We start from the raw sequence: 13,571 nt of genomic DNA on the forward strand, positions 1-13,571 counted from the left end.
TATGGGAATAACGAGATATCCAGATAGCTCCATCGTACACCGGAGGGCCACGTGACCGCTGCAACGAAACCGATTTCCGACGAAGTCCTGCAGACGGCTGCCCGCGTCATCAAGTGCCTGGGCCACCCGCTGCGCCTTCGGCTCCTCGAGATCATGGAGCGCGGGGGAGAGCAGAACGTGAGCGAACTGCAGTCGTACAGCGGGGCCACGCAGGCCGCCGTCTCCGAGCAGCTCGGCATTCTCCGGGGGCACGGCGTCGTCGAGTCCCGGCGGGACGGCACCTACATGCTGTATCGCATCATCGAACCGAAGGTCTTCCGCATCCTCGCCTGTGTCCGTGAGTGTGAAATCACCGACGGGAGGATCACATGACCCGCATTGTCATCCTCGGCGCCGGCACCGCCGGTACCACCATCGCCAACCGACTGTCCCGGCACTACCGCCGGGAAATTGCGGCGGGGCAGACCATCATCACCCTGGTGGACCAGGACAACGACCACATCTATCAACCCGGGCTCCTCTTTCTGCCGTTCGGGATGTACACCCCAGAGCAGGTCCGGAAGCCCCGCAACCGTCAGATTCGCGACGGCATTCGGTACGTCCAGCGCCCGATCGACCGGGTCGACGCAGACAAGGACGTCGTCTTCCTCGCTGACGGGACGCCGATCGCCTACGACGTCCTCATCGTCGCCACCGGTACTCGCGTGCTCCCGGAAGAGACCGAAGGGATGACCGGTGCAGGCTGGCGCAAGAACGTATTCGACTTCTACACGCTCGAAGGCGCCACGGCGCTCCGGGACGCGCTTGCCACCTGGAAGGGCGGCCGCCTGGTCGTCAATGTCGTGGACATGCCGATCAAATGCCCGGTGGCCCCGTTGGAATTCGTGTTCCTGGCCGACTGGTTCTTCACCAAGCGGGGCATGCGCGACAAGGTGGAGATCACCTACGTCACCCCGCTCGACGGTCCGTTCACCAAACCAGTCTGCAATCGCGAACTCGCCCACCTCTTCAAGGGCAAGGAGATCCGCCTCCAGCCCGAGTTCAACACCGGGGAGGTGGATGGCGCGAATGGTCGATTGATCGCCTACGACGAGCGCGCAATCCCCTTCGATCTGCTGGTCGCGATCCCCCTGCATGGCGGCGCCGAGTATGTGAGCCGGTCTCCCGGGCTGGGCGACGACCTCGGGTTCGTCCTGACCAACCCGCAGACCCTGCAGGCGGAGCGGAAGCCGAACATCTTCGCCCTGGGCGACGCCACCAACGTGCCGGCGTCGAAGGCGGGCTCAGTGGCACACTTCCAGGCCGAGATCCTCGAGGAGAACATCGCGCGCTTTCTCAAGGGGCAGCCGCTGGAGCCCGACTTCGACGGCCACAGCAATTGCTTCATCGAGACCGGATTCAACCAGGCGCTGCTGATCGACTTCAACTACGAGACCGAGCCCCTTCCCGGCACCTTCCCGATCCCCGGCATCGGCCCGCTCCGCCTGCTGAAGGAGTCACGCCTTAACCACCTCGGGAAGCTGGCGTTCCGGTGGGTCTACTGGAACATGCTGCTCCCAGGCCACGACATCCCGCTCGTGGCACCCCAAATGACCATGCGCGGCAAGCAGCTGCCGACGCCTGCCGCCGAACCAGTCGCCGTCTGAGACGCGAGGAGACCAAGACCATGCCCACCCTGACCATGCTGGATACCGTACTGGATGTGGATGCCGAGGGGTTTCTGCAGAAGCCGGAACAGTGGAACGAGACGATCGCCGCCGAGATCGCACGCGAGAACGGCGTGCCGGCACTGACGGAGCGGCATTGGGCGGTCGTGCGGTACATGCGCACCCGGTATCTCGAGACCGGCGCGGCGCCGTCGATCCGCTCGCTGGGGAAGGAGTCCGGGGTCGATATCAAGGAACTGTACAAGCTCTTCCCAAAGGGTCCTGCCAAGCTGGCCGCCAAGATCGGCGGCATTCCGAAGCCCAAGGGCTGCATCTGACGTGGCCTGCGCCACAGGAGCACTGCATATGTCCGCAACAGCTGTCTATCCAGAGACGTCCTCCGCCCCCGAGGCGGTCGAGGCTGCGCCGCGCCGCATCGAAAAGGTGTCCATCATCGTGTCCAAGGGGTCGCTGGAAGGGATCTATCCCGCGCTGATCATGGCCAACGGCGCTCGCATGGAAGGGATCGAAGCGAACCTCTTCTTCACCTTCTTCGGCATGGACGCCGTGGTGAAGGCCAAGCAGGGCAAGATCAAGGTGGCAACCGTCGGCAATCCGGCCCTCGGGATTCCCACACTCCTGGGGATGATTCCCGGCATGTCGAGCTTCGTGACCGGCCAGATGCAGAAGAAGATGGAGACGCTTGACATTCCGCCGATCGGGGAGTTTATCCAAATGATCGCCGACTCCGGCGGTAAGCTCTATGCCTGCAAGGCATCGGTCGACATGTTCGACTTGGACAAGTCGGACTTCGTCGAGGTGGTGGACAGCATCATCACCGTCGGTGACTTCTATGACATGGCTGCAGGCGGCGAGATCATCTTCACCTGAGTTGCCTCGGCCACATGCACGAGCCCCCGTCCGGCAAGTCCCGGGCGGGGGCTCTTCTTGGTCGTGCACGGTCCCATCAGGCTGACCTACCTGCAACGCGCCTGAGCCGGGGAAGCGGTCACATGACCTGGGCTGGCAGGTTGGAAAAGGTTCATTCGGCCTTCATGCACGATTCACGATCCGTGTTGTAGGGTTGTCGCGTCCATTCCAGGGTTTGCCCAAACATCGGAGGTAGTATGTGGTCGAGGCGCTATCTTCTGGCGTCAGGTCTGGTAGGTATTCTCCTGGGCTGTGCTGGCGATCCGCTTGATGAGAGCAACACCGGCATTCAGTCCCTGGTGGGTCCCCTCTGCCATCAGGGTTGTATTGAGATCGACCCTAATCCGAACGCGCCCGGGGTGTTCCTAGGGAGCGCTGTGACGGGGGAGACCTGTGTGGCGGGTGGGCAGTCAGATCATGACGGGGATGGGTTGTCAACATTCTGCGAAAACAACTTGGCGATCGCCTTTGCTCCAGAGCTCTACTACGACCAGTGGGACGAGGTAGGGCGAGAACCGTACTGGGTGGCCGCGCCTGTGTCGCCTAATGATACGGACAATATCAAGATCGCCTACCTCATTGGATACTATCGAGATGCTGGGAGCAGCACCTATACTTGTGGCCTGCCAGGCGCTCCTTCGAGCTGCTTTGGGCACAATGGCGATTCCGAAGCGATCATTCTTGAGGTGTACTACGACTACGACACTGAGCATTGGGTGCTGGGGAAGGCCAAGTATTCCCAGCATACCAGCTATGGTATCTACTCTAAGGGGTCGAATGCTTATCCTACTCAGTTGATGTATCCAAGTCATCAAGGCGCCTATCCACGTGCCTACGTCGCGGAAGGCAAGCACGCCAACTACAATAGCGAGAGCGCCTGTAATGCTGGGGGTACCCTTGGGACCGACACTTGTGAAAGCGTCGATACCCCCGCGAGGGTGTTCGTGAGCGGTGTGTATAATCTCGGGAGCAATTCAGTTCGATTGATAAACTGCACTACGAGTCGTGACCCCTCATATATCTATTACGGCAGCGGACGCCAAGAGTGCTTCTGGACAGACACGATATTCCGAGGCTGGATACCGACGAGTATCGGTGGCGCGGCGTCAGACCCCTACAAGACGCGATTGAATGCCGAGGGTTTCTAGCCATGAAACTGTCTCTCATCGTCGTCACCTCGGTGATCCTGGCGACCATGCCAGCGGCCGTCGCTGCACAGGAGAAAGCGCAGATCTACACGTCGAGTCATTGGGTGACCTGGGAGCCGCCCTCGTTTGAGAGTACCGCAGCTCTCGTGAGCGCTGCGGCGGACGATTACCGGTGGACCGGCGCGATCGTCGGCGGTGTGTTGTTGGGGGCGGCCGGCGGCGTTTTACTAGGTGGTATGTGCTCGGAAAACGGTGACGACAATTGTGGTGTCACCGCTGCATTTGGGGTCTTGCTGGGAGCGGCGGTGGGAGTTCCTCTGGGCGGACTGATCGGCTCACTCTTTCCGAAAGGCGACTAGTACTGCAGGCCCGTTTCGCGGCCGATGCGGCCAATCGGCTGAGCAGTCGAGCCCCCATCCGGCAACACGCCGGGCGGGGGCTCTTCCATCTGAATGGCACACCACGCAGGCTACCCCCGCAGCAGTGTGGTAAGGTAGATCCCATACCCCGCCAGCAGGATCCCCCCCTCCAGCCGCGAGATGCTCTTCCCCTTCCGCATCATCGGGAAGAGCACCAGGGCGAAGGCCAGCATCCACCACATGTCCGTCTTGACGATGCCCTCCGCGATCGGGATCGGGAGGACCAGCGCTGTGACGCCCAGGATACCGAGGATGTTGAAGATGTTGGATCCGATAATGTTGGCCAGCGCGATGTCGGTCCGCCCGCGGGCGGCGGCCACGAGGCTCGCCGCGAGTTCGGGCGCGCTGGTGCCCACAGCGACGATCGTGAGCCCGATGACCCGCTCCGACATCCCGGCATAGCGCGCCAGCGACACCGACCCGTCCACCAGGAACTTGCCGCCGAGCACAAGGAGTCCGGAGCCGACGAGCACGGCCAGGATGCTCATGCCGAGTTCGCGGGTGCGGGGATGCAGCGATCGCCCCGCCGTCTCGCTCGCGTAGTCGGTCTGTTCCTCGGGGCTCACCTCGTGCCGGGCGATGTAGACCGAGTAGGCCACGAACACGACCAGGGAAGCGACGAAGAACCCCCCCTCCATACGGTCGAGGCCGTAGTCGCGCATCAGCAGGAACCCGATCCAGCTCGCCAGGAACATCACCGGCCACTCGAGGCGCACCGCCGCGCCGTGGACCACCAGCGGCGCGACCAGGGCCGCCGCCCCCAGGACCATCCCGATGTTGAAGATGTTCGATCCCACCACGTTGCCGACCGCAATGTCCGGCGTGCCGCGCACGGCGGCCAGAACGCTGACGACAAGCTCGGGGAGAGAGGTGCCGGCGGCGACGATGGTCAGCCCGATGACGGCCGGGGTCAGCCCCGCAATCCGGGCGATGGTGGTGGCGCCACGGACGAGTGCCTCGCCGCCACCGGCGAGGAGGCCGAGGCCGAGAACCACAAGCAGGATCGGAGGCAGGAGTTCCATGGGCTGGAATATACTGCGGCCCGGGAACTCCGGGCCTGTGCGGAGCGGCGCATCCCTGTACCTTTCCCGCCGTTCTGCCGCCCGGTATTCCCCGGAGCGGCCAGCACATGACCGCGGAGCAACGAGGCTGGGTGTGGCGATCGAAGTGCAGGTCTTCGGGACGAAGAAATGTCAGGACACCCGCAAGGCGCTCCGGTTCTTCGCGGAGCGGCGGGTGAAGACCCACTTCGTGGACCTGCGGGTGAAGGCCGCGTCGCCGGGTGAATTGCGCCGGTTCGCCCAGAAGTTCGGGGTGGGGGCCCTGGTGGACCGCGAAGGAAAGCGGTTTGCCGAGCTCGGCCTCCGCAGCGCGGCCCTTTCAGACGAACGCTGGCTGGACCGACTCGCCGACGAACCGACGCTGCTCCGGACCCCCCTGGTGCGGCAACAGCAGCGGCTAACCATTGGTCCAGCGGAAGAGACCTGGAAGGAATGGGTGGCGTCGTGAGCCAGTTTTCAGTCTCCGGGCTGGCGGTCGAGTTCGGGGTCACCCGGCTCTTCGCCGACGCCACCTTCACCATCGAACGGGGCGAGCGCTGGGGTGTGGTGGGTCGGAACGGGACGGGGAAGACCACACTCTTTCGCCTCCTCGCCGGCACCGCCCAGCCGAGCCGCGGGACCGTCGCCCGGGAATCGGGACTGCGCATCTCGCTCATGGACCAGCACCGTGACTTCGGCGACGCCACGCGGGTGTGGGAGGCGGCCGCCGGTCCCTTCGCCGAGCTCCTCTCCCTTGAAGTGTCCCTCGCGGAACAGGCCGCCGCCCTCGGCGCCGATCCCTCGGAGGCTGCCCTCGATCGCTATTCCCGTGACCTCGAACGATTCGAACGCGATGGCGGCTACACCCTTGCCCCCCGCGTGGACGCGGTGCTCCACGGCCTCGGCTTCGACCCGGAGGTGGCACGGACGCAGGCGGTCGCCACGCTGAGCGGCGGGGAGCGGGGACGTGTCGCCCTCGCCCGCCAGCTCGTGGCGCCCGCGGACGTCCTCCTCCTTGACGAGCCGACCAACCACCTCGACCTCGACACCACCCGCTGGCTGGAAGACCACCTCCTCGGCCTCGACGCGACGGTCCTCGTCATCAGCCACGACCGGGCATTCCTGACCCGCCTCTCCAACCGGATCCTGCACTTCGAGGCGAAGACCATCACCGCCTACAAGACCGGCTACAAGGGTTTCCTGGAGCAGCGCGCCGAACGGCAGCTGTCGCAGCAGCGCGCCTTTGACAAGCAGCGGAAGAACATCGAGGCGGAGGAGGACTTCATCCGGCGAAACATCGCCGGCGGCAACAGCGCCCAGGCCAAGGGGCGCCGCCGCCGCCTCGAACGGCTCCCGCGGCTCGGCCCACCCCCGGGCGAGGAGGGGAGCATGACCGTCAACTTCCCGCCCGGCGATCGTGGTGGCGACCAGGTCCTCGTGGCCCAGAACGTCCGGGTCCAGATCGAGGACCGGGTCCTCCTCGACCGCTTCTCGGCGCGCGTCACCCGTGGCGAAGTGGTCGGCCTTGTCGGTCCAAACGGGGCCGGCAAAACGACCCTCCTCCGCGCCCTACTCGGTGAGCGTCCCCTCAGCGAGGGCGAGCTACGCCTCGGCGATTCGATCACCCCCGCCTGGTACCGGCAGGACATGGCCCAGGTGCCCCAGGAGAAATCGCTCTACGACATCACCGCCGACCTCCGCCCCATGTGGAATCGCGGCGCCATCCAGGGCCACCTCGGTGCCTTCGGCTTCAGCGGCGACACCGTGCTCCGCCGCGCCAGTTCCCTCTCCGGCGGCGAGCGTGCCCGGATGGCGCTCTCGATGATGGTGCTCGAGAACGCCAATCTCCTCATCTTCGACGAGCCCACCAATCACCTCGATGTCGAGTCGATCGAAGTACTGGAGGACGCACTCAGTGCCTGGGGCGGCAACGTCCTGCTGGTCAGCCATGACCGCGCGTTGCTGGAAGCGTTGGTGACGCGGGTCTGGGTCCTTCATCACGGCCGCATCACCGACTATCCCGGCACCTTCGTGGAGTGGGAAGAGGCGAGCAGGGAGCGGGAGCACGCCGCCGCGGTCGCCGCGGCGGAGGATGAGTCGAGTCGCCGCGTGGAGGAGCGGAAGAAGACGCGGCGCGGGGACGATCGCGCGAAGGATGAACGCGTCGCGCTGCGCGCCGCCCGCGAATCGCTCGCAGCTGCCGAGGCGCGGGTGGCGGCCAGGGGGAAGACCGTCACCGCCTTGAAGGACCAGATGGAAGACCCGGCGCTCTACGCCACCGCCGAGGGTGGCAAACGTGCGGCGCAGTTGGGGAAGAAACTCGAGGCGTCGCGGAGAGAATTCGAGGCGGCGTTCGCCGCCTGGGAAGCGGCCACCGCCGAGGTCGAGGCGCTCGGTCAGTAGCCCGGTGGCGGGCGGAACGGGCCAAGGATCCGGGAGACGCGGTCCGCCGTGGCCAGCAGGGCGTCGTCTTCCCACCGTCGTCCCACCAATTGTACCCCGACCGGCATCCCGCCCGACGTCTGGCCCGCCGGCACCGTCAGCACCGGATTGCCCGTCAGGTTGAATGGTGCTGAATACGCGCCGACCGCTGTGGTGTAGGCCACCTTGACCCCGTCGATCACGATCGGCTTGCCGGGCCGCATATGCGGAAAGGCAGCGGTCGGCGACACAGGAAGCATCCACGCGTCGAATCGATCGAGGAACCGCTCCAGGGCGGCGATCATCTCATCGCGGGCGGCCAGCGCCCGCACGAAGCGCTTCGGGTCCATCGAGAGCCCGCCGCGGAGCCCGCGGGTCCATCGGGTTCGTCCCAGCCCGAAGTAGGTGCCGTGACGGAGCATCATCCGAATCGGCGCCGGCGTCATCACTCCCATCTCGAACCCGTTGATCTCCCCCCACAATTCCAGTGCGTCCTGAAGGTCGAAATCCGACGGGCCAACTCGTTCCACCGTGCATCCGGCGGCCTCCAGCGATGCCGCAGCGGCGCGCACCACGTCGGCGGTCTCGCTCGCCACCGGTCCCTGCGGCAGGGCATCCATCCACGCGATGCGCACCTCGCCGGCGGCCGGCGGCTCCCGCGTCGGGGCGATGGGCGGCACCGGGGGCACCTCGCTGTGGCGGCCGTCGGGCCCTTCCAGCAGTGTCAGCGCGAGCCGCAGGTCCGCCACGTTCCGGGCAAGCGGCCCGAAGCTCACCATGTGACGAAGCCCGCGAGGCGGGGCGCCTGGCAACTCGCCATGTCCGGCGCCCGACACGCGATGCTCGGTTGGCTTCAGTCCGAAAACCCCGCAGAAGTGGGCCGGGATCCGGATCGATCCGGCGGCGTCGCTGCCGATCTCCAGTGGCGTGAGTCCGGCGGCGAGCGCCGCGGCCCCGCCGCCGGTGCTTCCACCCGGTGTCCGGTCGAGGTTCCAGGGATTGTTGGTGCGGCCGAAAATCGGACTGTCACACTGCCAGTCGTAGCAGAGGAGGGGGACGTTCGTCTTGCCGAGGATGACGGCCCCGGCATCGAGGACGCGCTGGACCACCGTGGCATTCGTGGTGGAGACGTTGTCGCGGGCCGGCAGGTAGCCGGCGGTGTTCCGCAGCCCCTGCACGTCGAAAATGTCCTTGATCGTGACGGGCACGCCGTGCAGCGGTCCCCACGACTCGCCGCGGGCCAGCGCGGCATCGGCGGCAACGGCGCGATCGCGGGCCAGCGGGTTCGGTATGACGACGGCGTTGATGGAGGGATTCAGCCGCGCCATGCGGGCGGCATGGACGTCGTGGGCCTCGACCGCGCTCAGCTCCCCCTCGCGGATGGCCGCCGCGATCTCGCCGGCGGTCGCAAACCCTGACCTGAGGTCGGCGGTCACTCCGGAAGCGGCTCCCCCGCGGTCCACTGCCCGGTGGCCAGTCGCTGCAGGTAGCGGAGCACGGTGTCGCGGTCGGCATGCACGGTCAACAGCAGCAGGTCTCCGTCGCGCGCCCAGCCGAGCGCCTGCCGCGCCGCCTGCAATTCGCCGACGGCCAGGTCGAGCTGATCGTCCCGCGCGCCGAGCGACCGCAGTTCCGCCAGCAGCATGCCGGAGACTTCCCCTGCGGCGCGCCCGCGAAGGTAGTCCGGCATTTCTTTCACGAGGACCCGGTCGGGTCTCCCGATCCAGGCGGTGCGCGCCAGCTCGAGGATGGCGTGATCGTCCCGGTCGCCCGCCTGGCCGATGACCACGAGGCGGCGCGTGGCGGGAAGGGCCTGGGCCATGTCCATGAGGGCGGTGATGCCGTGCGGATTGTGGGCAAAATCCACGAAGAGCCGGATGCCGCCGAATTCGAAGGCGTTGAGTCGGCCGAGATTTCCCGTGGGGCTGTTCGTGAGGGCGGCAAGGCCCGCGGCGATGGCGGGGTCCGCCAGGCCGAGGAGCGCTCCCACCAGCGACGCGGCAAGGGCGTTGGCGACGTTGTATCGTGCCGCCCCGCCGACGGTGATGGGGACGCTGCTGAGTGGCGCAATCGAACGCTCCCGCGTTCCCTCGGCGAGCACGATCTGGCCGTCACGGACCGTGGCGGTGGGTCCGCCCCTGCGTCGGGCACCGGCCAGGGTGAGGTTGTCGGGATCGAGCGAAAACCAGGCGATGGGCCCGGCAAACTGCGCCCCGGCGGGCACCAGGGCAGGGTCGTCCGCGTTCAGCACCAGCGGCCGCGTCCCCCCTAGCGCGCGGGCGACGACCAGCTTCGCCTCCGCGAGGTCGCCAAGGGAATAGACCCCCGATTCACCGAGGTGGTCCTCCGCGATATTGGTGACGACCGCGACCTCGGCGTGGTCAATCGCGAGGCCGCGGCGGAGCAGTCCACCGCGGGCCGTCTCCAGGACGGCCATCTCCACGCGCCGGTCGCGGAGGAGGCGGCGCGCACCGCCCGGTCCCGAGAAGTCTCCGGCCTCCAGCAACTCGCCCCCGACCTTCACACCATCGGTGGAGGTGTGCCCGGCCACCAGGCCCGCCGCCGCGATCATTTCGCTCACCAGCCGGGTAACGGTTGTCTTCCCGTTGCTGCCGGTGATGAGCGCCACCGGAATGTTCCGGAGTGCGGCCCAGTCGACCCTGCCAGGGTCGGGGAGCGCGTCCATCGCCCAGGTCCTCGAGCCCGCGCCCGTACCGATGGAGGCGGCCTCGTCGTCCCAGAGAAACCGGAGGCCATGGGCCCCGGCCGACTGGTGCAGGGCGAGCAGGGCAGGCTTCCGCTCCTCCGCGATCAGCGCGGCAAGCCGGGCGTACTCCTCCTCGTCGTCGACCGACTCGCAATGGAACCGGGCCGTCGCCGCCGCCCAGGCCCACTCGTTCACCTCGGTGGCGGCGTAGAGAGCGTCGATCGGTGCGGTCATCGCGAGGCTGGCGCCGCCGGGATATCGCCGGACATGCAACGACTCGCCCGCCCATCCCACGGCATCGAGGGCGAGCCGCGCCTCTTCCTTCCAGAAGCGGACGAGTTCGTCCGCGGCAGGTTCTGGGAGTTCGACTTCCAGCACCGCACCGGGACGGTCGGTGACGAGGTTCGGGCCCGTCAGGCGCCGTGAGTCACGGATCGTTGCCGGCAGCAGCATCAGTCGTCGGCTTCGCGGACGAGGCGGACGCCCCGCTCGTCGCTGATGAGCTGTTCAGAATCGGGAAGCTCGGTCCCGGGCACCGGCGCGGTCACGGCCACTTTCACCGGCGTGGCCGGCGTCGACGCGGCCCGGCTCTTGGGGCTGAAGTGAATGATCTGCTTCCAGGTCCGTGCGATCGAATCGCCGAAGACCAGCAGGAGGTCGCCCTGGCGCGCCATCCGCAGGGCGGCGTCCACCGCGCGCTGCTCGTCGGAGATGACCGTGATCTGCTTGTCCGGCACGCCGGCGGCGAGCAGCGTCTCGCGCAGGATCCGGGGCACTTCCTCGTCGGTGCGGCCCCGCAGTGAGTCGTCCCGCCGGCAGATGTAATGGCTGAAGCGCCCCGCCGCCTTCGCGGCGATGGCCCGGATGTCCTCGTCGCGCCGGTCGCCAGGCCCCGCCAGCACCACGAGCTTCTTGCCCTTGATCTCGATACGGTCGGTGAGCTGGCACATCACCTCCACCGCGTCGGGGTTGTGGCCGTAGTCGAGAATGACCTTGAAGCCGTGTTCGTCGAAGACGTTCATCCGGCCCGGCGCCTGGAAGAAGCTGGTGTCGAAGGTCCGGAGACCGTGCCGGATGTCCTCGAGCTTGACCCCCATGCTGAACGCCATGGCCGCCGCGAACATCGCGTTCTGCACGTTGTGCATCGCGCGGCCTTCGAGGGTGGCGGGTATCAGGTGGGTCCAGAGCAGGGGGATGTGTCCGCCCTTGTCGTAGATCGTGATCATCTCCCCGTTCACGCCGGCTTCCAGCGCCAGCGCGCGGCCGCCGGCGCGGATGTGCGCCCGGACCAGCTGGTGCTCGGGGTTCAGGGTGACGTAGCAGATGACCTTCGCCTCGGTGTAGTCGGCCATGGCGAGGCAGAGGGGATCGTCGGCGTTAAGCACGGCGGTGTCGCGCGCGACCTCGATCGGAATGCGCTTGACCTTGGCGAGCTCCTCGAGCGAATGAATGCCGCGGAGGCCGAGGTGATCGGACTTCACGTTGAGGCAGGCGGCCACGTCGCAGCGGCGGTAGCCCATGCCCGCGCGGAGCAGGCCGCCGCGCGCCGTCTCGAGCACGGCCACGTCGACATGCGGGTCCCCGAGCACCATTCGCGCGGCGATCGGGCCGGTCATGTCGCCTTCGACGGTCCGATTGCCGTCGATGTACACACCGTCCGTGGTGGTCAGCCCGACGGTGCGTCCCGCCAGCTTGTGGATATGCGCCAGCATGCGCGACGTGGTGGTCTTGCCGTTGGTGCCGGTGATCGCCGCGATCGGGATGCGCGAGGGGCTGCCGGGCGGGAAGAGCATGTCGAGCACGGGGTCGGCTACGTCTCGCGGCGTGCCTTCGCTGGGCGCCATGTGCATCCGGAATCCCGGCGCCGCGTTCACTTCGCAGATGGCGCCGCCGCCGTGCTCACGGTAGGACTGGGTGATGTCGGGTGTGAGGAAGTCCACGCCGCCCACGTCGAGACCGATCGCCTCCACGGTGCGAATGGCCATCTCGCGGTTGTCGGGATGGACCGAGTCGGTCACATCCACCGAGGTCCCGCCAGTGGAGAGGTTCCCCGTCGACCGGAGATAGACAATCTCCCCAGCGGGTGGCACCGACTGGCGCGTGTAGTCCCGCTGCGCCAGCAGCCGGTCGGCCTGCGCGTCGAACTCGATGCGCGTCAGGACTTTCTCGTGTCCGATGCCGCGGCGCGGGTCGGCGTTGACCACCGCCACCAGCTGCTCAATCGTGTGCGTGCCGTCGCCGACCACGTGCCCCGGCACCCGCTTCGCCACCGCCACCAGCTCGCCGTCGATGACCAGCATGCGGTGGTCGTGGCCCTCGATGAAGGTCTCCACGATGACGCTGCGGCTGATGGCCTGCGCCTGCCGGAAGGCCTGGGCCACCGACTCGTCGTCGCGGAGGTTGATGGCCACCCCGCGGCCGTGATTCGCGTTGTACGGCTTGATCACCACCGGATACCCGATCCGCCGGGCCGCATCGATCGCCTCGTCCTCGCGCTGCACCAGCCGCTGCTTCGGCACGGGCAGCCCGAGCCGGGACAGCAGCTTGTTGGTCTCCTCCTTGTCGGAGGCGATTTCGACCGCGATGTGCGGCGTGCGGCTGGTGATCGTCGCCTGGACCCGCTGCTGATAGCGACCCCAGCCGAACTGGATCAGGCTGTAGTCGTTGAGCCGCATCCAGGGAATGCCTCGTTCCACCGCCGCGTGGACCAGCGCGCCGGTGCTCGGTCCCAGGGCGCGGCGCTGGGCGAACCGGATGAAGGCATCGCGCTCCTCGGCGAAGTCGAAGTCGGTCGGGACGCTTCCGGGCGGCCGCAACTCTTCCGGCAGCAGGGAGTGGAGGAGCGTCAGCGCCAGCCGGCCCGCCTCGAGGCCGACCTCTTCCTGCTCGTATTCGAAGACCACGTGGTAGTGACCCGGGACCTCGGTCGAGCGCGTCTTGCCGAAGGTGACGTGCGCACCGGCGACATTTTGCAATTCAATCGCCACGTGTTCGAGCACATGGCCCAGCCAGGTGCCCTCGTCCTCCAGGACGCGGCGCTGGAACCCGCCGGCGTCGCCGTAGGAGCAGCCGTGCTCGAGGAGTCCGGGGAGTGCGGCAAACAGGGCGTCGTTGAACGCAGGTCCGAGCCGGCTGGTCGGCCATTCCTCGAGCGGTCCGAGATCCAGGTCGAAGCGGATGACGGGGAAATGGGCGTACAGGCTCGGTCCGAGGTAGACCGAGGTTTCGGTGATGCGCATAGGCCTCCCGGGGGGGACCGG

Annotated in this window: 12 protein-coding genes; 8 read left to right on the forward strand and 4 right to left on the reverse strand. The window is 67.0% G+C overall.

What is annotated here, in order from left to right:
- Positions 1-51: 51 nt before the first annotated feature.
- The 6 genes from R2910_02535 (at position 52) to R2910_02560 (ending at position 4,083) form a co-directional block, all read left to right on the forward strand.
- A complete protein-coding gene (locus tag R2910_02535; GenBank protein MEZ4411851.1) occupies positions 52-372 on the forward strand; it encodes a metalloregulator ArsR/SmtB family transcription factor in 321 nt (106 codons plus the stop codon).
- Positions 369-1,646: an FAD/NAD(P)-binding oxidoreductase gene (locus R2910_02540; GenBank protein MEZ4411852.1), complete on the forward strand. Its 1,278-nt coding sequence runs from the start codon at positions 369-371 to the stop codon at positions 1,644-1,646. The genes R2910_02535 and R2910_02540 overlap by 4 nt, the downstream gene beginning before the upstream one ends.
- 20 nt (positions 1,647-1,666) lie before the next feature.
- Positions 1,667-1,984, forward strand: coding sequence for a TusE/DsrC/DsvC family sulfur relay protein (locus R2910_02545; protein ID MEZ4411853.1), 318 nt, complete (start codon positions 1,667-1,669; stop codon positions 1,982-1,984).
- A gap of 28 nt (positions 1,985-2,012) precedes the next feature.
- Positions 2,013-2,537 carry a DsrE/DsrF/DrsH-like family protein gene (locus R2910_02550; GenBank protein ID MEZ4411854.1) on the forward strand — a complete coding sequence of 175 codons (525 nt, stop codon included), beginning with the start codon at positions 2,013-2,015 and terminating at the stop codon, positions 2,535-2,537.
- A 236-nt stretch (positions 2,538-2,773) separates the two neighbouring features.
- Complete coding sequence (locus R2910_02555; protein MEZ4411855.1) at positions 2,774-3,724, forward strand: hypothetical protein; 951 nt, start codon at positions 2,774-2,776, stop codon at positions 3,722-3,724.
- 2 nt (positions 3,725-3,726) lie between these two features.
- Positions 3,727-4,083: a hypothetical protein gene (locus tag R2910_02560; GenBank protein MEZ4411856.1), complete on the forward strand. Its 357-nt coding sequence runs from the start codon at positions 3,727-3,729 to the stop codon at positions 4,081-4,083.
- Positions 4,084-4,193: 110 nt separating this feature from the next.
- Here the strand turns inward: R2910_02560 and R2910_02565 are convergent, their stop codons facing one another.
- Complete coding sequence (locus R2910_02565) at positions 4,194-5,165, reverse strand: calcium/sodium antiporter (GenBank protein ID MEZ4411857.1); 972 nt, start codon at positions 5,163-5,165, stop codon at positions 4,194-4,196.
- 133 nt (positions 5,166-5,298) lie between these two features.
- Here R2910_02565 and R2910_02570 point away from each other — a divergent pair, with 133 nt between their 5' ends.
- Positions 5,299-5,652: an arsenate reductase family protein gene (locus R2910_02570; GenBank protein MEZ4411858.1), complete on the forward strand. Its 354-nt coding sequence runs from the start codon at positions 5,299-5,301 to the stop codon at positions 5,650-5,652.
- Positions 5,649-7,586, forward strand: coding sequence for an ABC-F family ATP-binding cassette domain-containing protein (locus R2910_02575; GenBank protein MEZ4411859.1), 1,938 nt, complete (start codon positions 5,649-5,651; stop codon positions 7,584-7,586). Before R2910_02570 ends, R2910_02575 begins: the two co-directional genes overlap by 4 nt.
- On the opposite strand, the gene R2910_02580 is transcribed toward R2910_02575, so the two are convergent.
- The 3 genes from R2910_02580 to cphA are packed head-to-tail and all read right to left on the reverse strand — an operon-like array spanning position 7,580 to position 13,550.
- Positions 7,580-9,040, reverse strand: coding sequence for an amidase (locus R2910_02580; GenBank protein MEZ4411860.1), 1,461 nt, complete (start codon positions 9,038-9,040; stop codon positions 7,580-7,582). The genes R2910_02575 and R2910_02580 overlap by 7 nt on opposite strands.
- Complete coding sequence (locus R2910_02585; GenBank protein MEZ4411861.1) at positions 9,037-10,764, reverse strand: Mur ligase family protein; 1,728 nt, start codon at positions 10,762-10,764, stop codon at positions 9,037-9,039. The genes R2910_02580 and R2910_02585 overlap by 4 nt, the downstream gene beginning before the upstream one ends.
- Complete coding sequence (cphA, locus tag R2910_02590) at positions 10,764-13,550, reverse strand: cyanophycin synthetase (protein MEZ4411862.1); 2,787 nt, start codon at positions 13,548-13,550, stop codon at positions 10,764-10,766. Before cphA ends, R2910_02585 begins: the two co-directional genes overlap by 1 nt.
- Positions 13,551-13,571: the final 21 nt, after the last annotated feature.

It is taken from the genome of Gemmatimonadales bacterium (genome assembly GCA_041390145.1).
Taxonomy (GTDB): Bacteria; Gemmatimonadota; Gemmatimonadetes; order Gemmatimonadales; family GWC2-71-9; genus SPDF01.

Excerpts from the sequence above, each read along its gene's own strand:
- R2910_02540 (MEZ4411852.1), top strand. The coding sequence starts at position 369 with ATGACCCGCATTGTCATCCTCGGCGCCGGCACCGCCGGTACCACCATC.
- R2910_02545 (MEZ4411853.1), top strand. The coding sequence starts at position 1,667 with ATGCCCACCCTGACCATGCTGGATACCGTACTGGATGTGGATGCCGAG.
- R2910_02550 (MEZ4411854.1), top strand. The coding sequence starts at position 2,013 with ATGTCCGCAACAGCTGTCTATCCAGAGACGTCCTCCGCCCCCGAGGCG.
- R2910_02555 (MEZ4411855.1), top strand. The coding sequence starts at position 2,774 with ATGTGGTCGAGGCGCTATCTTCTGGCGTCAGGTCTGGTAGGTATTCTC.
- R2910_02560 (MEZ4411856.1), top strand. The coding sequence starts at position 3,727 with ATGAAACTGTCTCTCATCGTCGTCACCTCGGTGATCCTGGCGACCATG.
- R2910_02565 (MEZ4411857.1), bottom strand. The coding sequence starts at position 5,165 with ATGGAACTCCTGCCTCCGATCCTGCTTGTGGTTCTCGGCCTCGGCCTC.
- R2910_02585 (MEZ4411861.1), bottom strand. The coding sequence starts at position 10,764 with ATGCTGCTGCCGGCAACGATCCGTGACTCACGGCGCCTGACGGGCCCG.
- cphA (MEZ4411862.1), bottom strand. The coding sequence starts at position 13,550 with ATGCGCATCACCGAAACCTCGGTCTACCTCGGACCGAGCCTGTACGCC.